Genomic DNA, 19,991 nt, shown 5'->3' on the forward strand with positions numbered 1-19,991 from the left:
GCTTCGTGATTTGTGAGCTGGCGCAACCCCTGCGGTTAACAGCGAGGGTTAAACGGCGGTATTCACCAGCCTGCCTGTTCTACTCTCCAGCTCTTCCGGCTGCCCGTCTCGCGCACCGAGGAGTTTGGGGGTGCGCCGCTCTCTTCTTTTGCGGCGCTCCTTGCCGTCGTAGTCGTTTTCATCGCTGCGCCGGCGGTCTGGGCGTATGCGGCGGTCATGCAGCTCACCTTCTGACAGGGGCGCCTGCGCCGGTGTGGACTCCACCTGAGCAGCCTGCTTCAAGGAGGCGGAGCTGGGGGGGAGGGCCTGTTTCTGGCGTCATTAATGTACATGTCTGGTTTTCCTCTAACAGGTTGTCTTTCATTTTTTCAATCATTCCCTATTGCTGTATTAACTCGCCTTGAATTATTGCGCTTAGCCCTGTTTCCGGCACGCGTCGCTGTAACCGGAGTTACGCTAAACTTATAACGGCGGGTGTAGGAAAAACTTTAATCCGCCTGATCAATCGTCAGCGCTTTTGTGGGTCTTGTAGCGTTGGCGGGCGTGGCGGGGAGCATCTTGGATAAATGTGTAAAAGCGGTTTTGCGCTAAAGCCGATTTGGTTAAACTTGACCCTTTTTTGGGAAGTCGCAGGTGAGCCGGCGTGGCGAGCAGCGATCTATACACGCATTTTGACGCCCCGATTTAGCATCGGGCGGAGTCTATGAGTAAGAAAAAGCCCCTACCAATCCAATCGCTCTACAAACCCTGTCTGACAAAAGATTTTAAATTCAGCAGCACCCGCGCGCTGGAGCCGCTGGAAGGCATTCTCGGGCAGAATCGCGCCCAGGAGGCGGTGCAGTTCGCTATATCCATGGCGGATGCTGGCTACAACATATACGCCATTGGCCGCAACGGTCTGGGTAAGCGGACAATGATCATGCGCTTCCTGGAGAAAAAACGTTCTGATGCGGTCGCCAGCGACTGGTGCTACGTCAACAACTTTGACGATGTGCGGTCGCCAAAAGTGCTGCGTCTTCCTGCCGGTCTGGGAATGCCGTTAAAGAAAGATCTGGAACAATTGTTGGTGCGCCTGCAAAAGGGCATACCGCAGGCGTTTGACAACGAATCTTACTACGAGCGTGCAGAGCAGATTAAAAACGAGCTGAGTCAGAAGCAGGAAAAATCGCTGAGCCGCATCGCCAACGCGGCTAAAAAACAGCAAATCAGCCTGACTGTGACGACGCCGGGCGGTTATCGTCTGGTTGCGACGGACGGCGAGAAACCATACAGCGCGGACACGTTTGCAGAGCTTCCGGAAGCTCGCCAACAGGAGTTTGAAGACGCAATCAACAAGCTGGAGAAAAAGCTCCGCACGGTGTTGCGTCGACTCAGCCAGTGGGAACAGGAATATGCGGATAAACAGCAAGCGCTGAATGAAGAGATTGCGCTGGCGGTTTCTCAGCATTTGATCGACAACCTGAAGAAAAAGTATCGCGAGCATCTGGAAGTCGTCGAACACCTGGAACAAATTCAGGCGGACTTGCTGAAGAACGTTGAGATTTTTCTGGATGACGGCGAAGAGCAGGCCGCTCTGGCCGCCGCCACTATGGATAACAAGCTGCCCAGACGTTATCAGGTTAACGTGATGGTGCATCATGACGCCAATGGCAATGCGCCGATCGTTGTGGAAGACAACCCCAACTACTTCAATCTGTTTGGGGCGGTGGAGAACGTGACTTATAAAGGCACCGTATTTACCGACTTTACCTTGATCAGGCCCGGCGCCCTGCATCGCGCCAATGGCGGTTATCTCCTGATGGACGCCGTCAAAGTGCTGGAACAGCCTTTTGTCTGGGATGCAATCAAGCGCACGTTGCGCTCAGGCAATGTGGTCATGAATGCGCTGGAGAAAGAGATCACACTGTCCGGTACGATTTCTCTGGAGCCGGAGCCAATGCCGCTGGAAGTGAAAATTGTGCTGTTCGGCGACAGAGATACTTATTTGTTGCTGCAGCAGTATGATCCGGACTTCGGCGAGCTGTTTAAGGTGACGGCGGACTTTGAAAGTGAGATTTCTCGTACTCCTGAGACGCAAATGCACTATGCCCGTTTTATTACCAGCCTGGTGCGCGAGAAGGGGCTGATGCCTTGTGACCGCTACGCGGTGATGAGAATCCTGGAGCATAGCGCTCGCGTCGCGGAAGATCAGAACCGGTTGTCTTTGCATGCGGCGGATATCGCTAACCTATTGCGTGAGAGTAACTACTGGGCAAACGACGCCAAAGCGAAAATGATCCATTCAGAGCATGTCGATAAAGCGCTGCGGAGCGCGGAATATCGCTCCAGTCGAATTCGTGACCAAGTGTTCGACAGTATTCGCGACGGCACTACGCTGATTTCCACAATCGGAGAGAAGGTGGGCCAAATCAACGCGCTGTCGGTATTGAGTACTGGCGATCATGAGTTTGGCGTGCCGAGCCGAGTGACTGCGACCACGCATTATGGCGATGGCGAAGTGATCGATATCGAGCGTGACGTCAAGCTGGCTGGCGCTATTCACTCCAAGGGCATGATGATTCTGTCTGCGTATCTGGCTTCTATTTTCGGTAAGAATGGCCCGATCAGAATTTCCGCCAGTATCGCCTTTGAACAGTCATACAGCGAAGTCGATGGCGACAGTGCTTCAATGGCGGAGTTTTGCGCGATCATTTCTTCGATTGCTGATGCGCCGATCAAACAGAATATTGCGATTACCGGCTCAATGAACCAGTTTGGCGATTCTCAACCGGTTGGCGGGGTCAACGAGAAGATTGAAGGCTTCTTTGAAACCTGTTGCATCAAAGGGTTAAGTGGGGAGCAGGGCGTAATTATTCCCGCTTCCAACGAGCACAATCTGATGCTGAACAAACGTGTATTGGACGCCTGCAAGGAGAAGAAATTCTTCATCTATTCCGTCAGGAATGTAGGAGAGGCGCTGGAGATATTGACTGGCCTGCGTGTTGGGCAGCCAAACGAAAAAGGCGCCTATAGCCGCAATACGTTATTTGGCATGGTTCAGCAGAAGCTCAAGCAACTGAAAATTGCGGAGAGACGTCACTAGGGCGTCCCTCCGTACTATCCATAGTATCCGTACTACGCACTAAAAGGCGTGCGGCGTCTCTGGCCGCATGCCTCAACTCTGAGCCTTAACTGGCTTTACTACCGTCCCTAAAGGAAGCCGTGCGCCGCAGTGGCTGCAAAAACGGGCTTCCGCTTCATGTAAATCTTTTTCACAGGAACGACAGGCCAGGCTTAGGTAGTTGTTGCGCAATACGTTGGAAAGTTCTGCGGTAAAAATTCCTGTTGGCACGGCGATGATAGCGTAACCCATCACCATGACCATCGCCGCCATGCCTTGACCAAGGTCTGTCCTCGGGGCGATATCTCCATATCCCACGGTGGTGAGGGTGACGATAGCCCAATAGATGCTACGCGGAATGCTGGTGTAACCATTAGCGGGCCCCTCTATCAGATACATCATACAGCCGAACAAAGTGACCAGCACCAGGATGGAAAACAGAAACACAGTCACTTTTTGCCTGCTCTGGCGAATCGCGTGCAACAGTAGATTGGCCTGAGAAACATACTTCGCCAGCCGCAGGATACGAAACACCCTCAGAACTCGAAGCACCCTGATAACCAGCAGATAGTGAGCGCCGCCCACGAACAAACTTAAATAGGTGGGGATGATGGAGAGCAGGTCGACGATGCCGTAAAAGCTGAAAATATATCGAATGGGTTTGTCTACACAGTAGATTCGCAGCAGGTACTCAGTGGTGAACAAGATGGTGAAAAGCCACTCAACGGCCACGAACCAGTCGCCGTATTTCATGCGCAGTTCACTAACGCTGTCCAGCATCACCGTTAAAACGCTGATAAGAATGCCGCCGATGAGCGCTATGTCAAAGGCTTTGCCGGCCGGGGTGTCAGCGTGAAAAATAATGATATAAAGCTGCCTGCGCAGCTTGTCGTTAATAGACATGTTTTTCTCGAAACTGGTTTAACGGATAACCACGCCGCAGATTCTAATTCATCATTGAGGATGCGCAACCGTTTACTGGTGAGCCGCCATAGTCATCCGAGCTGAGGGTAATCAGGCGACGAGAATATGTCGATAAGTCAGATTCACTCGCGGACCCACTGGCGTCTTGCTTTTTGGCAGTTGATGGCGCCAGTGGCGCTGCATATCTCCTGACATAATCAGCAGCGAGTTATGCATCAGCTCTATCGCCAGGGTTTGGCCGCCCCGTTTGGGCTTAATCTGAAACTTGCGTGTTGCGCCAAAAGAAAAAGAAGCAATGATGGGAGCAGGCCCTAGCTCGGGCTCATCATCTGCATGCCAGGAAACGCTGTCCTGGCCATCCCTATACAGGTTGCACAGAGCGCAGTTGAACTCGGCGGCGGCGTGTTCAGAAGCGATGTGACGCAACTGTTGCAGCAGTGGGGAGAATGGAACGGGACTCAGGCGTAGGCCGGAATAAGCATAATGGCAATGCGCTTCTCCATACCAGGCTTGCAGGCGCGGAATGGGAATTATGCGGCCTTGTATGCGCAGGCTGTCCTGGCGCCATGCCAAATGCTGGGTTAAGTCCTCCATAACAGAGGCTGCGTCAGCGTCCGTCAGTACTGGATGAACAAGGGTGAGCGCGCCATTGGCTATCGTAATGGGCTCAATTTGGAGGTCTGGATGTGGGCGTAACTGCATGCGTTCTAGTTAATCCTTACGGGTTGGCGACGGGGGCCCCAGTGGCCAGGGTGTGACTCAAATACACCCGGTAAAGCGGCGCAGCAATGAGCGCATTCCCCGTGTTCATTTAACCCCCATTTACCAAGGCGATACCAGTCTCGTTCTATCAGTAACTCTCCACAGTTCGCGCACCATGTGCTGCCGCCTTCGCTATCATGAACGTTGCCGGTATACGCATAGCGTACTCCGTTCTTCATTGCGATATCTCTGGCTCGGGTGAGCGTTTCTGGGGGCGTGTGGGGTTTGTCCCGCATTTTCCAATCTGGATGGAAGGCGGAGAAATGCATGGGAACATCTGGGCCAAGGTGTTCCACCACCCACTGGGTCATGTCCTCCAACTCTTGAGAGGAGTCATTTTCGTCTGGAATCAATAACGTGGTGATTTCGAACCAGACTGATGTCTCTTGCTTCAGGTAGATCAGGGTATCCAGCACCTCCGCCAAATGCGCACCGCAAATTTTATGGTAGAAGCGTTCCGTAAATGCTTTCAGGTCAACATTGGCTGCGTCCATGTAGCGGTAGAACTCTTTGCGGGGATCTGGACACATAAAGCCTGCCGTCACAGCAACGGATTTTACGCCTACTTCATGGCAGGCTTGGGCCACGTCGATCGCATATTCGTGAAAAATGACGGGGTCGTTATAAGTGAAGGCGATGCTGCGGCAGCCGTAATGCCGGGCGGCCTCAGCCAGCTGTTGCGGCATGGCGGTGGCGGCGAGAGTATCCATTTCTCTGGATTTGCTCATGTCCCAGTTTTGACAGAATTTACAGGCGAGATTACAACCGGCGGTGCCAAAAGACAGTACTGGCGTGCCCGGCAGAAAGTGGTTCAACGGTTTCTTTTCTATAGGATCGATACAAAAACCGCTGGAGCGGCCGTAGCTGGTGAGAACGATGGCGTCATTCTCTCGCGCTCTCACAAAGCATAAGCCTTGTTGTCCTTCATGCAGTTTGCAGGCGCGAGGGCAGATATCGCACTGAATGCGGCCATCATCCAGCTGATGCCAGTAGCGAGTAGGGTGGTTTAGGGGCGGTTGGAGCTGGGCCATCATTAAAATCAGGTTAGAAACGCCTGCCTCCGCTTACATTTGTCAGCTATCGGGCGGATAAACGGTTTTACCCGCTTCCACTAACGGCTATGATAACGAGAATACCACAAAGTGGTTCGCCATTTGTTTTGCGCGCGGTCTTATCGTTAAAAATGATGTTAATCAGACTTCTGCGAAGCCTTCCGCATTGGATGCTTCTTCTTTCTCTTACTCTCTGCGCCCGTGTCTGGGCGGCGTCTCCTATTGAACTCAAGGGCGACTTAACTCAAGGTGGTCTGGTCGTCGGCCAAATCGCTGCCGATGCTCAGGTCTGGTATGACGACCATAAGCTTGAACTGACGAAAGATGGTCATTTTGTGTTTGGTTTCGAGCGCGATGACGATTTAAACCACAGCCTGAAGGTCCGTTTGGCGGATGGACAGGAATGGACGCAACCCGTCACTATCTCCGCCAGAGATTACGACATACAGTATATCGAGGGCATTCCCAAGAAGATGATGGAACCCGACCCGAATGATTTGAAACGCATTCGGGAGGAGAACGCTCAAGTAGCCCGTGCGCGGGGACGCGATTCCCGACTAAACTATTTTTTAGAGGGATTTATTTCTCCGGCAAAAGGGCCGATCACGGGAGTGTATGGCAGTCAGCGTTATTTCAACGGCGAGCCGCGTCGCCCGCACTATGGTTTGGATATCGCTGCGCCGCGAGGCGCTTCCGTGATTGCGCCAGCCTCGGGAGAAGTAACGCTCACGCACCCGGATATGTTTTTTTCAGGAGGAACCCTGGTGATTGATCACGGTTATGGTGTGTCTTCCACCTTTATCCATCTGGATAAGATTCTGGTGAAAGTGGGCGACAAAGTGGAACAGGGACAGGAAATCGCCAAAGTCGGTTCTACCGGGCGGGCCACAGGCCCGCATCTGGACTGGCGGATAAACTGGTTTCAGACCAGGCTCGATCCGGCGTTGTTGCTGGCGTCGGAACCTAAAATGATGAGCAACAAGAACCTGCAAGAAAAATAGGTAATTAGCCAAGATGAATGTAATGAACCAGATAGTCTATGTAGTCGAGGACGACGAAGCTGTTCGCGACTCTCTGCTGCTCCTGTTGCGGGCGGAAGGTTACAGTACCAAAGGGTATTCCAGCGCCCAAAGCTTCCTGGAAGAGGAAGTCGCCGATCTGAATGGCTGTCTGGTTCTGGATATCCGTATGCCTGGTATGACAGGCATGGAGCTGCACAAAAAACTGCTTGAGCTGGGTTGCGCCTTGCCAGTGATATTCGTAACCGGGCATGGCGATGTGGCCATGGCTGTGGAAGCGATGAAACTTGGCGCGGTGGACTTTGTGCAGAAGCCTTACCGAGAAGAAGACCTGTTGGAGAAGGTGAAAGGCGCTTTGGCGATGGACGCCGAACAGAAAGAAGCGCTGCGCCACAAAGAGAAACTGCGTCAAAAAATAGAGTCTCTGACGCCGCGCGAGCTTGAAATCATGGAAATGATGATTGAAGGCAATGCTAATAAAGTGATCGCCATTGAGTTGAATATCAGTCAGAGAACCGTGGAAATCCACCGTTCCCGCGTCATGCAGAAGATGGGAACGCATTCTCTGGCGCAGTTGGTGCAGATGGTGCTGGCCGCAAGAAGTTGATTTCTGCGGCTTCCGCCGCAGCTTTCCCAGAGGTGAAAGTCGCCTCAAGTCTGTAAGGGTTATCGCGTATTAAACGGGATGATACGGCTGTCTATAGTCGCAAGTTCCGGCATTTTTCTCGGTGGAGCATGGCGACGGTAGATAACAAAGCAGTATCCAAGCTATCCAGACAGGACCAGATTCTGCTGGTGGATGATAATCCGGCTAACCTGAAAATCCTTTACGAAACGTTGGATGGTCGCGGCTATAAGCTATTAGTGGCGGATAGCGGCGAGAAAGCGCTTAGCATCGTTCGTAAATCCCACCCAGACTTGATTCTTCTTGATGTCATGATGCCTGGCATGGATGGCTTCGAGGTGTGTCGTACCTTGAAGCAAGACCCGGCCACCGCATCCTCTTCGATTATTTTTCTTTCCGCGCTGGATGACACGGACTCCAAAGTGATGGGCTTCGATGCTGGCGGCGTGGACTACATTTCCAAGCCGTTTCAGGTCAAAGAAGTGATCGCAAGGGTGGAGACTCACCTGAAGATCCATCGTTTAGAACAGCAGCTGGAAGCCCGTAATCGCGAGCTGCAGATTGACAAGGCGAGCATCCTGTCCGCCATGAGCGAGGGCATATACGGGCTGAGTCGCCGTGGTGAAATCATTTTCGCTAACTCGGCGGCGGGACGCATGAATGCGTGCGACGAAGACAGCCTTCTCGGGCGTTCCTTTGTGCAATTGCATTTCAGTCAGGCGGAAAACCCTGAGGGTGAAAACGCATTCGATCTGGATCGTATGACCGAGCGTCTACAACGTGTATTAAGTAAAAATGAGGCGTTACGTATCGGAAACGCTTTGTTTACCCGACCGGATGGCTCTGTTTATCCCGTCGCCTTTACGGTTACGCCGACGGCGCGTGATGATCACGCAACTCACGCTGTTGTTGTGTTTCACGACACTACGGATGAGATCAGGCAGGCTGAAGAGCTTGAGGCTGCGCGGCAAAGCGCTGAGGCGCAACGTTCCCAGCTCGCGCATATCTCTCGTTTGAGTATGATGGGAGAAATGGCGGCGGGTATCGCTCATGAAGTAAATCAACCTCTTACCGCCATCGTCAATTACATCCGCGTCGCCAACCGCATTGCCAAGGCGGAGCAGTTGGACAAGGCGCTAATGGACGAAACGCTGAAGAAAATAGAAAGTCAGTGTTTGCGCGCCAGTCAGGTCATTCAGCATATCCGCGATTTCGTTAAGAAGCCTTTGCAGGGCAAAGAAATGTTGTCCGCCAACACGCTCGCTAAGGACATTCTGGAGTTGGCGGAAATAGAGGCCAAGGAGCACGGCATTGAGTTGCGCGCGAATATAGAGCCCTCATTGCCGGAACTCTATATTGAGCCGGTGCAGGTGCAGCAGGTGGCCTTGAATCTGTTGCGTAACGGCATGGAGGCGATGGGGCACGCGAATATGCGCGGTGCTGTTAAGTTTAAAGTCGCTCAGGCCAATGGTAAGGGTATTTTATTCGAAGTGACGGATGAAGGACCCGGCGTCGCGGAAGAGCATCAGAACAATTTGTTCAGTCCTTTCTTCACTACGAAAAAGTCTGGGATGGGGATTGGTCTGACGTTGTGTCAGTCCATCATTCACTCTCATGGCGGCGAGATTGGCTTCAGGCCGGGAGAAAGTGGCGGCAGCACTTTTTATTTTACGCTGCCGGTGCGTAGCAAGCCGGTAGGCAAGCGGGATCAGCCCGCTGCATCAGCTCAGTAATATGGCAGGCAAAGGCCTGACCAGCAGTCCCGCGCGTTGACCGGGCCCTACCTTGGAATTAGGGAAAACAATGCGCACAGGGCTGCCGGAAACAACGTATTCCGTCTCCTCATCCTTCCAAACTGAATAACCCACCTCCAGCTCAGTAAAGTTGGGGGTGGCTTCCGCGATGTTCAGCTGGAAGTTCTTGCCTGTATTAATAATTTCGTCAACGACTTGATACTGCTCAGGCAGCTTTCCGCCGTAGGATTTGATAGCGGCGTCATCGCCGGCGATCAGCGCCAGAAGCTGATTTTTAAGATTGGCGAGTCCCGCCAGGTCGTTTTCACCAAACGGATGCACTTTGCCCAATTCCACTGTGAAACTCTCCGCCGCGTACTCAGCTGCGCTCCAGCCTGAGAATGTTGCGGCGGGTTTGTTTTGCAGCAGGACAGCTTCCACTCCGCTGGCCGCCAACAGCTTAAGCTGCAGCGTGGGGCACTGCCGGGCTGGCAGGAATGGATAAACGGCGAACTTTTCGATCTGCGAGCCCCGAATTGCTGTGTGCAGGTCATAGTGCCAACAGGTCTCTTCAGCTGGGACAAAGTCTTGTACTTGTGCGATGAGTTCCGCCGCCCGATTAGGCTCATATCCTGGGCCTGCAGTGGCGCTTTCCTTGAAGAGGCGATTGAGGTTGATGTCAATAAAGCGCTCCTGCGCCTTCATGGCTGGAGGATTTCCGAGTAGAAAAAGACACTCTCTACGTACAGGATGAAGTCCTTCCAATAGTTCGGAAACGATCTCGTTCATGATTTCTATTGGCGCAGTCTCGTTGCCGTGCACGCCTGCGGAAAAGACCAGTTTTGGGCCGACTGGAGAGGAGGGGGCGCACGTCAGCGCGCCGTGGCCGGTGAGGCGGAACACCACACCGTTATTTTCTGCGACTTCCCTTTCTTGCGCAGCTTCCCGCCCCTCAGGGATGTCAGCCAGCGTGGCGGATAAGAAGTCCTTGTGAGGGGCGAATAAAGCGCTCATAGACAAATCAGCTTCCTACAGGTCTCAAGTGGGCCATGAGTTTGTGCTCCAGACGCTTGAAGATATAAATGATGGTGAAGGTCAGGCACAGGTAAATCATGGCGACAAAGGTGAAGGCCTCGAAAGGCGCATAGTACTTGGAATAGATATAACGGGCTGCGCCAGTCAGATCGATAATCGTCACCACGCTGGCGATGGCGCTGGCGTGCAACATGAAGATAACTTCGTTGCTATACGCTGGCAGGGCCCGGCGGAAGGCGTTGGGCAGAATGATGCGACGCATGCTTAACCACCAGGACATACCGTATGCCTTGGCGGCTTCGATTTCCCCTTGAGGGGTTTGCTGAATCGCGCCGCGAATGATTTCTGTCGTGTACGCAGCGGTGTTCAGAATGAAGGCGAGCAAGGCCGGGTAAAACGCATTGGCGAGCAAGGGCCAGATGAAAGAATCTTTCACGCCGGGAAGCGCAGGCAAGCCGTAATAGATCAGGTAAAGCTGGATCAGCAGTGGCGTGCCTCTAAATATATAGGTATAGAGCCAGATAGGTTTGTTTATCCAGGGGTTCTTGCTGGTGCGCAATATGCCTAGTGGAACGGCGATAACCAAGCCAATCAGCAATGACAGGAAGACCAGTTGAACGGTGACCGTTAAGCCATCCCCGTAGTATTCCAGCGTGCCGACGTTAAAAATTTTATTCTGGTTGAGCCAGGTGGTAAGTGTCTCAATCACTGGGAAGCTCTCCTGGAATCAACATGATAGTGAGTTTCCAGCTTTTTGAAGAAAAACTCGGAAATGGATGTCAGCGCCAGGAATATTAAAAGCACGGGAATAAAGAACATGAATGGCGCTTGCAGTGCGGCGGAAGCCTGATGAGCGGCTCGCACCATATCCTCCATGCCAATGACCGAAACCAGTGCAGTGGTTTTCAGCATAACCAGCCAATTATTGCCCAGGCCGGGAAGGGCGTGGCGCATCATCTGTGGAAACATAATGCGTTTGAAAATCTGCCAGCGATTCATTCCGTAAGCCAGGCCAGCTTCAACTTGACCGCGTTCGACGGCGAGGAAAGCGCCGCGAAATGTTTCTGACATATAGGCGCCGAAAATAAAGCCTATGGTCAACACGCCGGCGACGAAGGCGTTGATGTTGATGTAGGTGTCAATTTCAAACTGGTCGTAAAGCCAGTCTGACAGGCTGTTCATCATTATCTGGCCGCCATAAAAGATCAGCAGCATCAGAACCAGATCGGGCACGCCCCTGATCACGGTGGTGTACGCGGTGCCTACTGCTTTGGAAACCGGGTTTCTGGATAGTTTTGCGGTTGCGCCCAACAATCCCAACAGCAAGGCGAGCAATAGAGATAGTATGGCTACTTCTATGGTAACCAATGATCCTTTGAGGATAGTGGGGCCGTAACCTTTCAGATCTAACATAAAATCGCCTGATCGATTGATGATAAGGGGAGGCCGGAGCCTCCCTTAAGATGCTTACTTGCCGTAAACGTCGATTTCGAAGTACTTGTCGTTGATTTTCTTGTACACGCCATTGCCACGGATTTTCTTGATGGCGGCGTTGAATTTGTTAGCCAGGTCGGTATCGCGCTTACGCACAGCGACGCCAGCGCCTTCGCCGAAGATACGGACGGGTTCAGTGATCATTGGGCCAGCGAACTCAAAGTCCTGACCTGCTTCTTTTTTCAGGAAGCCGCCGTCGGCAGCCAGCGCGTCAACGAACAGCAGGTCCAGACGTCCAGCTTTCATATCCAGGTAGGCTTCGTCCTGGCCTGCGTAACGCTTGATGTTGACGACGTCTTTCAGTTCTTCGCTGACATAGGTGTCCTGAATGGTGCCGCGCTGAACGCCAACGGATTTGCCTTTCAGCTGATTCATGTCGGAAGGATCAATGCCTGCGCCTTTTTTGGCTACCCAGCCGGAAGGCGTGTTGTAGTATTTGTCGGTGAACAGAACTTTTTCACGACGCTCTTCGGTGATGGACATGGATGACAGGATGGCGTCGTACTTACGAGCCAGCAGTGCGGGGATGATGCCGTCCCAATCTTGCACTACCCATTCACATTTCGCTTTCATTTCCGCGCACAGCGCGTTGCCGATTTCGATATCGAAGCCTTCCAGTTCGCCAGCGGCGTTTTTGGAGGCGAAGGGAGGGTAGGTTGCGTCAACGCCAATACGGATTTCTTTCCAGTCTTTAGCTTGGGCTGACGAAAAAGCCAGTACGGACACCAAGGTAATGAGTAACTTTTTCATGAAATTTCCTCAACATTTATTATCTGACTGATGGCTTGGCCACCGTTTTCTAAACCCCATTTTCTGCGAAAGTGCAGCGATGAACCGAAGGACGTCGCGCACGGTTTAATTGGCCCTGTATAGGATTAATACTTCGGAGCCAAAAACTGTCGAACCCGCTCGGAATCCGGGTTGTTGAATACTTTATCAGGAGAGCCTTGCTCCTCGATTTTGCCTTGGTGAAGAAACACCACCTGGCTGGAAACGTCGCGGGCGAAGGCCATTTCGTGGGTCACCACGATCATGGTGCGGCCTTCTTCCGCAAGCGAGCGCATGACTTTCAGCACCTCGCCGACCAACTCTGGGTCAAGCGCGGAGGTGGGCTCGTCAAACAACATGACGTCCGGCTCCATCGCCAGCGCTCTGGCGATAGCTGCGCGCTGTTGCTGTCCGCCGGACATTTGTGCGGGATAGTAGTTGCGGCGCTCCCAGATACCGACTTTCTGGAGGTAACGCTCTGCGCTCTCTAAGGCTTCTTTTTTGGGGACGCCAAGCACATGAATGGGCGCTTCAATGATGTTTTCCAGCACGGTCATGTGCGACCAAAGATTGAAACTTTGAAATACCATGGACAGTCGGGACCGCATGCGTTCCACCTGCTTGATGTCCGCAGGCTTGCGTTCTCCGTTTCGACTGGTGATGAAGGTGATCTGTTCGCCGTGAACTTCTATTTCACCTGAGGTGGGGATTTCAAGCAGGTTGATGCATCTTAAAAAAGTACTTTTGCCTGAACCAGACGAACCTATCATTGAGATTACGTCACCTTTTACGGCTCTAAGCGAAACCCCTTTCAAGACTTCCAGGTCATTAAACTTCTTATGTACGTCTGTGACTACCAGGGGGGCTTTTTCAGCCATGTAAACCTCCGGTTGAGAGTGGGCGATGCCGACAAATCGACTTAATAATAGTAGTTAGCTCCGGCGACCACCTATTCTTTGCTTGTTGTGAGAATAGAATGTGGCATTTGAGCCTTTCATGCCAGGGTAGTCTCTTAGAAGCTACTCATCTAGGACTTCGCTAAGGGATAGGCGAGTGGCGAGGAAATCATCGAGGTAGGACATACAGATCCCAATAAGTAGCGAGCTGCAGAAGCGTACGCAAATTTGTTGGGAATATTCTGTAACCATCATATGAGCCAGACCGCTTTAACTTCTATTTGATCCATAGTGCTTGCTCGTGCACAGGATGCTTTCTTGTTTTTAGAACTGAGTCTTGTTGTTCTGTCTGTTGTTATTATCACAAATCACGCTTTTTGAACTAGCGGTTCCTCCGTATTCCATCCGAAAAGAATTTTAATGTCAACCAAGCGCTGACTGCGGAAATTACCTATAGATTCGTCGTTAAATTTTTAAATGGCTATTGGTTTGGAGTTTGTTGATTTCTGTATGTTTTTGTTTTTGCGGTAGATTTCTGGGTGCCGCCGAGCGCCCGAATATTTTCGTTAAATTGGCGTTTCGACGGTGTAATCGGACAAATGGGGGATTGTTGAAATGTCTGAATGGGTGGAAAAAGTGGGGAAATAGGAAATGCTACTTCTTTTTTTTCTTTTCGGAGGGCTTGGCGGGGACATAAACGACCCTGCTCAAAGAGAAACGATCATGCCAGCTTAGTTTTTCTTTATCCCAAAGAACCCAGAGATATCCCAGACCAAGACAAACTGCAGAGGCTGCTGCGCCAAAGAAGCGCAGCAGGCACTGGCTCCAGTTCACTTTGAAGCCGTCCGGGTTCTGAATACGAATGCGCCAGACTTGCATGCCCAGAGTCTGTCCGATGCGTCGCCAGAAATAGGCGAAAAAGAAGAAAGTAGCCAGGAACAGGCTGCTGGAAAGCAGCGGATCGCCGATATTTTTGCCTGCGTCAGCCTCCATCTGCATCGCCTCAGAGCCAATAACCATTCCGCGTAGAAGCATATAAATCATGGTAGTCACCAGCCAGACCGCAATCAGCAAAATGGCGTCATAAAACATAGCTGCGAGGCGGCGCCACAGAGGGGCGGGTTGGAGCTGCGCGGGGTCTTCCGGAAAGCGATTCGATAGCATAAAAGTGAGGACTCTCAAGGCGACTGAAAACTGCGGCGGGACTATACCACAGGTGACTTTTTCTGTCCCGGCGCGATCAAATGGAAAGTATGTGGCACAGCGCGGTGACGCCTGTCAGTCTGCCCGCCAATTGCGGCAGGTTATGGCGGGACGCGGCGCTTTGCATCTGCAGGAGTCGATACGTGAGAAACATGGCGGGAACGAGCGAGCCTGTCATCCACAGTGGCGAGTTCAAGTGGCCCAAAGACATCAGAGTGATATACCCGGCGGCGGTTAATCCCAGAAGAGCCAGAAACGCCATTTTGGCTCGGGGGAGTCCCAATATAGAAGAAAGCGTACGATCGCCATGGCGCAGATCTTTTTCTATATCCCGGATTTCATTCGCCATTAACACCAGGGAGATTAGTGGTCCGAAGGCTATTGAGTCCAAAAGCAACGTTTGCGACCAATTTCCTGTCGCGCTGAATCCCGCGCCGGTAATCAAAAGCGGGCCCATCAATACAAAAACCAATATTAACCCCAAGCCCCGGCGTTTCAGGTTAAAAGGTTCAATGGTATACGCCAGACACCCCGCAAAACCGGCTATGGCTAATAATGCGATTACTGGCCCTCTCATAAACATAATGACGCCTCCCAGAATCGCAGCGAAGGCGAAGCAGGCCATTCCCAGGGCGAAATTGTGACGAATGGCGTGAATCTGGTCGGAGCATAGGCGCAGCTCGGGCTGGCGTTGATCGCTCCAGTCATTGATGAGGTTTACTCCGCATTGCGCCAGCAGTGTTGCAGTGAAAGTCAGAGCAGAGAGTAGTACTGAGAAGTCGGTGTCAGAGTATGTGCGGGCGAAAGCGATGCTACAGCAGGCGACGGCGATGATCAGGGAAAATGGCCGTAATGCTGAGGTGAATTTGTATTTGTGGGTCGTCGAGGAGGCTGCGGCTGTCATAGCTTTAGGATTATCAAATGGTTACCTGCAAGCATAATCAAAAACTCCTAAAAATTAACTTTTAATAATGCAAAGTCGTTAAAGAAAACGCGCTATCTGACGCTAACTATATTGCCCTCGTTGAAAATGGCTTTACGGGAGGGCGTAAATAGTTTTGGGGGAGGGCGTTTACATGCACTTTGCAATGCCGGCGATAAATAATCTGCTTTCTGGTTCCAATCATGGCTCTGGTTCTGAAGCATCTGAGAAGATGCGTCATGGCAAGGGCGCGGGCGGCAATATCGTCGCATATGATTTCAGTTACTCCAGCACAGAAGTTTCCTATAGCCAAAGCGGCGGCGGACGGGATTTTTCCGTTCGTGTTTTTGAGGCCAGGATGTCGGGGCGTCTCGCCAGCTTTGGAGTAAAGCCCGCCAATGACTCTTATCAGCCACAAGTTCCCACTCCCCAAGATGTTGCTAACAAAGTTCTGGGCTTTGTAGAAAAGAGAATTGAAAACGCCGCCCGTAACGGCGCCTCGCCGGAAGATTTGGAAAGCCTGTTTGCTCAAGCTGCTGAAGGCGTTGATCGCGGATACGCAGAAGCGCTGGAGGAATTGGACGCCCGCGGCTTGATTACGGATGAGCTGCAAGAAGATATCGATGCAGGATATCAGCTGATTCAGGATGGCCTGGCGGGATTGCGCGAGCGCTTTCTGCCTTCAGACAGTCCCACTGATCCTCAGCCCCAAACGCAAGAGCCTGATGTGGTCTATGTGCCGCCGGGATATGGCGAGCCGGATGTCATTTACGTTCCTGACGGGTATAACGGCCCTCAGGGCTCAAATTCAGATTCTGACTCCAGCGCTTCTCAGACTGGCGGCGATGCCCCATCCCGCCTTGGCGGTATTGCTGAAGCATTGTCCGCCAGACGTTCATCTCTTTACGCCGCGAATGTTGGCATAAACGTGCAGACTCAGGATGGCGATAACGTGCGCATTCGCATGGTGGAAGCATCCGGTTCACAGTCCTCACTGAATTATCGTCGTGGAGAAAATGGCGAGGCCATGCAGTTCTCCAGCAACAGCTTCAGAGTCGGCTCTTTTGAGTTCTCCGTTGATGGCGAGTTGGATGAGGATGAGCTGAATGCGCTGGCGGATATGCTGCAGCAAGTTGAGGGGATTGCCGCCTCTTTCTTCGGCGGTGATATGGACGCAGCCTTTTCCGCGGCAATGGAGATGAACGTAGATGGCAGTGAAATCGCTAATTACGCCATCAATATGCGCAGTCTGCAGTATGAGCGTGTGGATACAGCATACCGCCGCACTGAAGGCGCTGGCGACGCCTTCCAGTCTTTGGCGAAACACCGGGATATGTTGGCGGACTCTTTGAATAAAGCCTCTATGTTCGCTGATCCGGCTCGACTGGTGCATGAGTTCCTGAGCCAGATGTTGCAAACCCGTCAGGATGAAGCTCCCGCCTACCAGACACAGTACGTGGACTTCGCGAAAGAGTTGCTGGAGCGCATGTCCGCGTAAGCGAAATTCGCCTTTTACTACGGCGCAGCTTAACCAAGCTGCGCCGTTTGCGTATTAAGCCCCGCCACCATTCATCGCTATATGTAAAATTGCGCATTTCATAATCTACAGGGCCGTTTTTTACCCCGCAGGTTCTATGGTAGAGTACGCAGCTCAGCCTTTTGCGCGCAACTCAGTCATCGCGCGGGTCTCACTATTGAAATCACCCAGAACGGAACAGGTATGAAGAGTTCAGAATTACGCAGCGCCTTTTTAAAGTATTTTCAGCGTAACGGGCACGAAGTTGTCGCCAGTAGTTCGCTGGTTCCGGCGGATGATCCTACATTGCTGTTCACTAACGCCGGCATGAATCAGTTCAAAGACGTATTTCTGGGCAAGGATAAGCGTAGTTATGACCGGGCGACCACTTCGCAAAAGTGCGTGCGCGCAGGCGGCAAGCACAACGACCTGGAGAATGTCGGCTATACCGCTCGTCACCACACATTCTTCGAGATGCTGGGCAACTTCAGCTTTGGCGACTACTTCAAGCGCGAAGCGATCAATTATGCATGGGAATTCTTGACTTCATCGGACTGGCTCAATATCGATAAGAGCAAGTTGACCGTGACGGTCTACGCCTCCGATGACGAATCCTATGATATCTGGGCCAATGAAATTGGCGTGCCGAAAGAGCGCATTATTCGTATCGGCGATAACAAGGGCGCGCCCTATGCGTCGGACAACTTCTGGCAGATGGGCGACACCGGCCCCTGCGGCCCTTGTACCGAAATCTTCTACGACCACGGACCGCACATCGCGGGCGGACCTCCTGGCAGCCCGGATGAAGATGGCGACCGCTTCATTGAAATCTGGAACGTGGTTTTCATGCAGTTCAATCGCACCGCCGATGGTGAGATGCATCCGCTTCCCAAGCCGTCTGTGGACACCGGGATGGGCCTTGAGCGGATCTCAGCCCTGATGCAAGGCGTGCACTCTAACTATGAGATTGACCTTTTCCAGGAGTTGTTGGCCGAAGCTTCCAAGGTGCTTGGCGGCGCCTCTACAGAGGAGCCTGCGCTGCGGGTTATCGCTGACCATATTCGTTCCAGCTCGTTCCTGATTGCTGATGGCGTGCTGCCTGAAAATATCGGACGTGGCTCCGTATTGCGCCGTATTATTCGGCGCGCCGCCCGCTACGGAAACAAAGTGGGCGCGACTGAGCCTTTCTTGCATAAGTTGGTCGCTAAGCTTGTGGCGTTGATGGGCGACGCTTATCCAGAGCTTAAATCATCTCAAAGCAAGATTGAAAAGACTCTGCTGTTGGAAGAAGAGCAATTCGCCAAGACGCTGGATAAGGGCTTGAAGTTGTTGGAGCACGAGTTGGAGCAGCTCAAAGGCTCCACCATTCCGGGTAAAACGATTTTTACTCTTTATGATACCTATGGATTTCCGGTGGAGCTGACCAACGACATCGCACGAGAAAGAAGTCTGGCGATGGATATGGATGGCTACGAAGTAGAAATGGAAGCTCAACGTAAGCGCGCGCGCGAAGCAGGGTCTTTTGGAGTGGACTACAACGCCGGCCTGAACATAGACGTGTCCTCTGAATTCACGGGATATACCGAACTTGCCGGCAGCTATAAGGTGCAGGCTTTGTTCGCCGGTTCAGACAAGGCTGACGCCCTGACTGCTGGTCAACAAGGCGTGGTCGTGCTGGATAAGACGCCGTTTTACGCGGAGTCGGGCGGTCAGGTGGGCGATACCGGCGTGCTGAAAACCGATACCGGTGTATTTATCGTCAAAGACACCAAAAAAGAAGGTTCGGCGATTGTGCATATCGGCGCGGTCACCGAAGGGGAAATCAAAGCGGATCAAACTGCAACGGCGGAAGTAGATCGTCATAAGCGTAAAGCCACGGCGCTCAATCACTCTGCTACGCACTTGTTGCACGCGGCTTTACGTAAAGTGTTGGGAGACCATGTCGCCCAGAAAGGCTCTTTGGTAGATCCAGAGCGTTTGCGTTTTGACTTTGCGCACTTTGAGCCGATGACGCAGGAGCAGATTCGTCAGGTGGAATCCATCGTTAATGCGCAGATTCGCGCCAATACGCCGGTTTCTACGGAAGTTATGGGAATGGATGCCGCGCGGGAACGTGGCGCAATGGCGCTGTTCGGTGAAAAGTATGGCGATACCGTGCGTGTTCTGGCGATGGGCGAGAGCGATTTCTCTATCGAACTGTGTGGAGGTACTCACGTTGAGCGCACTGGCGATATCGGCATGTTTGTGGTTGCCAGTGAAGCAGGGACTGCCGCTGGCGTGCGTCGTATTGAAGCGTTGACGGGGCAACCGGCGGAGAACTGGGTGCAGTCCAGTGACGCATTGTTGCGGGATATCGCCGCGTTGGTGAAAGGCAATCGCGAGACGGCGGCGGATAAAGTTCGCGCCCTGATTGAACGGTCCCGTCAGTTAGAGAAAGAAGTGGATCAGGTTAAAGCCAAACTGGCCAGTTCCGCAGGCAGCGATCTGGCGGCTTCCGCGGTAGACGTAAAAGGCCTCAAAGTGCTTGCCGCCAAGTTAGATGGCGTTGATCGCAAGGCATTAATGGACACTGTCGATCAATTGAAAAACAAGCTGGGGCAGGCCGTTGTGTTGCTGGCGTCTGTTGAAGACGGTAAAGCGTCGTTGGTGGCTGGCGTTACGAAAGCGGAATCTGCGAAAGTAAAAGCCGGAGATCTGGTGAAAATGGTAGCTGAGCAACTGGGCGGCAAAGGCGGTGGGCGTCCGGACATGGCCCAGGGCGGCGGCGTGGAGCTGGATAAGCTTGATGCGGCGCTGGCCTCTGTCAATGCGTGGGTGGAAGCGCAACTGGGTTAATTCCGCGCATTCGAAAGACGAAGGCAGGGAGAATAAGCGGGCGCGCCCAGGGCGACGCCCCGAGCAAAGGGAAGTGTGTGACGAAAAAATGTAATTACTAAGACGGA

General features: G+C 52.5%; 17 protein-coding genes. 6 read left to right on the plus strand and 11 right to left on the minus strand.

Annotated features, from left to right (window positions below):
* Positions 1-48: 48 nt before the first annotated feature.
* Complete coding sequence (locus EUZ85_RS09480; protein ID WP_129498731.1) at positions 49-282, minus strand: hypothetical protein; 234 nt, start codon at positions 280-282, stop codon at positions 49-51.
* 421 nt (positions 283-703) lie between these two features.
* On the opposite strand from EUZ85_RS09480, the gene EUZ85_RS09485 reads away from it, so the two are divergent.
* A complete protein-coding gene (locus tag EUZ85_RS09485) occupies positions 704-3,082 on the plus strand; it encodes a Lon protease family protein (protein ID WP_127969068.1) in 2,379 nt (792 codons plus the stop codon).
* 72 nt (positions 3,083-3,154) lie between these two features.
* Here EUZ85_RS09485 and EUZ85_RS09490 read toward each other — a convergent pair whose 3' ends face one another.
* The 3 genes from EUZ85_RS09490 to amrS form a co-directional block, all read right to left on the minus strand.
* On the minus strand, positions 3,155-4,003 hold the full coding sequence (locus tag EUZ85_RS09490) for an ion transporter (RefSeq protein WP_127969069.1): 849 nt from the start codon (positions 4,001-4,003) through the stop codon (positions 3,155-3,157).
* Positions 4,004-4,114: 111 nt separating this feature from the next.
* Positions 4,115-4,726 carry an alpha-ketoglutarate-dependent dioxygenase AlkB gene (locus EUZ85_RS09495; protein WP_127969070.1) on the minus strand — a complete coding sequence of 204 codons (612 nt, stop codon included), beginning with the start codon at positions 4,724-4,726 and terminating at the stop codon, positions 4,115-4,117.
* 5 nt (positions 4,727-4,731) lie between these two features.
* Positions 4,732-5,820, minus strand: a complete 1,089-nt coding sequence (gene amrS, locus EUZ85_RS09500; protein WP_127969071.1) for an AmmeMemoRadiSam system radical SAM enzyme — start codon at positions 5,818-5,820, stop codon at positions 4,732-4,734.
* Positions 5,821-6,008: 188 nt separating this feature from the next.
* Between amrS and EUZ85_RS09505 the strand changes: the two genes are divergently transcribed.
* From EUZ85_RS09505 to EUZ85_RS09515, 3 genes are all read left to right on the plus strand, one after another.
* Positions 6,009-6,839, plus strand: a complete 831-nt coding sequence (locus tag EUZ85_RS09505; RefSeq protein WP_241566999.1) for a M23 family metallopeptidase — start codon at positions 6,009-6,011, stop codon at positions 6,837-6,839.
* 22 nt (positions 6,840-6,861) lie between these two features.
* Positions 6,862-7,464, plus strand: coding sequence for a response regulator transcription factor (locus tag EUZ85_RS09510; protein WP_241567000.1), 603 nt, complete (start codon positions 6,862-6,864; stop codon positions 7,462-7,464).
* Positions 7,465-7,592: 128 nt separating this feature from the next.
* A complete protein-coding gene (locus EUZ85_RS09515) occupies positions 7,593-9,215 on the plus strand; it encodes a response regulator (RefSeq protein WP_127969074.1) in 1,623 nt (540 codons plus the stop codon).
* Here EUZ85_RS09515 and astE read toward each other — a convergent pair.
* The 7 genes from astE to EUZ85_RS09550 all read right to left on the minus strand — a co-directional run bounded on the left by astE (position 9,204) and on the right by EUZ85_RS09550 (position 15,515).
* Entirely contained in the window at positions 9,204-10,229 is a 1,026-nt protein-coding gene (gene astE / locus EUZ85_RS09520) for a succinylglutamate desuccinylase (protein WP_127969075.1), read from the minus strand. The genes EUZ85_RS09515 and astE overlap by 12 nt on opposite strands.
* Before the next feature lie 7 nt (positions 10,230-10,236).
* Positions 10,237-10,956 (minus strand): ABC transporter permease, encoded by a 720-nt coding sequence (locus EUZ85_RS09525; RefSeq protein WP_370454960.1) that lies wholly within the window; start codon positions 10,954-10,956, stop codon positions 10,237-10,239.
* A complete protein-coding gene (locus tag EUZ85_RS09530) occupies positions 10,956-11,663 on the minus strand; it encodes an ABC transporter permease (protein WP_127969077.1) in 708 nt (235 codons plus the stop codon). Before EUZ85_RS09530 ends, EUZ85_RS09525 begins: the two co-directional genes overlap by 1 nt.
* Positions 11,664-11,717: 54 nt before the next feature.
* Complete coding sequence (locus EUZ85_RS09535; protein WP_127969078.1) at positions 11,718-12,494, minus strand: ABC transporter substrate-binding protein; 777 nt, start codon at positions 12,492-12,494, stop codon at positions 11,718-11,720.
* A 125-nt stretch (positions 12,495-12,619) separates the two neighbouring features.
* Positions 12,620-13,390 carry an ABC transporter ATP-binding protein gene (locus EUZ85_RS09540; protein ID WP_127969079.1) on the minus strand — a complete coding sequence of 257 codons (771 nt, stop codon included), beginning with the start codon at positions 13,388-13,390 and terminating at the stop codon, positions 12,620-12,622.
* 672 nt (positions 13,391-14,062) lie between these two features.
* Entirely contained in the window at positions 14,063-14,572 is a 510-nt protein-coding gene (locus EUZ85_RS09545; RefSeq protein WP_127969080.1) for an RDD family protein, read from the minus strand.
* Positions 14,573-14,648: 76 nt separating this feature from the next.
* On the minus strand, positions 14,649-15,515 hold the full coding sequence (locus EUZ85_RS09550; RefSeq protein ID WP_127969081.1) for a prenyltransferase: 867 nt from the start codon (positions 15,513-15,515) through the stop codon (positions 14,649-14,651).
* Between the two features lie 172 nt (positions 15,516-15,687).
* Between EUZ85_RS09550 and EUZ85_RS09555 the strand changes: the two genes are divergently transcribed.
* Together EUZ85_RS09555 and alaS are read left to right on the plus strand one after the other, a co-directional pair.
* A complete protein-coding gene (locus EUZ85_RS09555; protein WP_127969082.1) occupies positions 15,688-17,031 on the plus strand; it encodes a DUF5610 domain-containing protein in 1,344 nt (447 codons plus the stop codon).
* Between the two features lie 222 nt (positions 17,032-17,253).
* On the plus strand, positions 17,254-19,884 hold the full coding sequence (alaS, locus tag EUZ85_RS09560) for an alanine--tRNA ligase (RefSeq protein WP_127969083.1): 2,631 nt from the start codon (positions 17,254-17,256) through the stop codon (positions 19,882-19,884).
* The last annotated feature ends 107 nt before the right edge of the window (positions 19,885-19,991 follow it).

This window comes from Hahella sp. KA22 (assembly GCF_004135205.1).
Lineage (GTDB): Bacteria > Pseudomonadota > Gammaproteobacteria > Pseudomonadales > Oleiphilaceae > Hahella.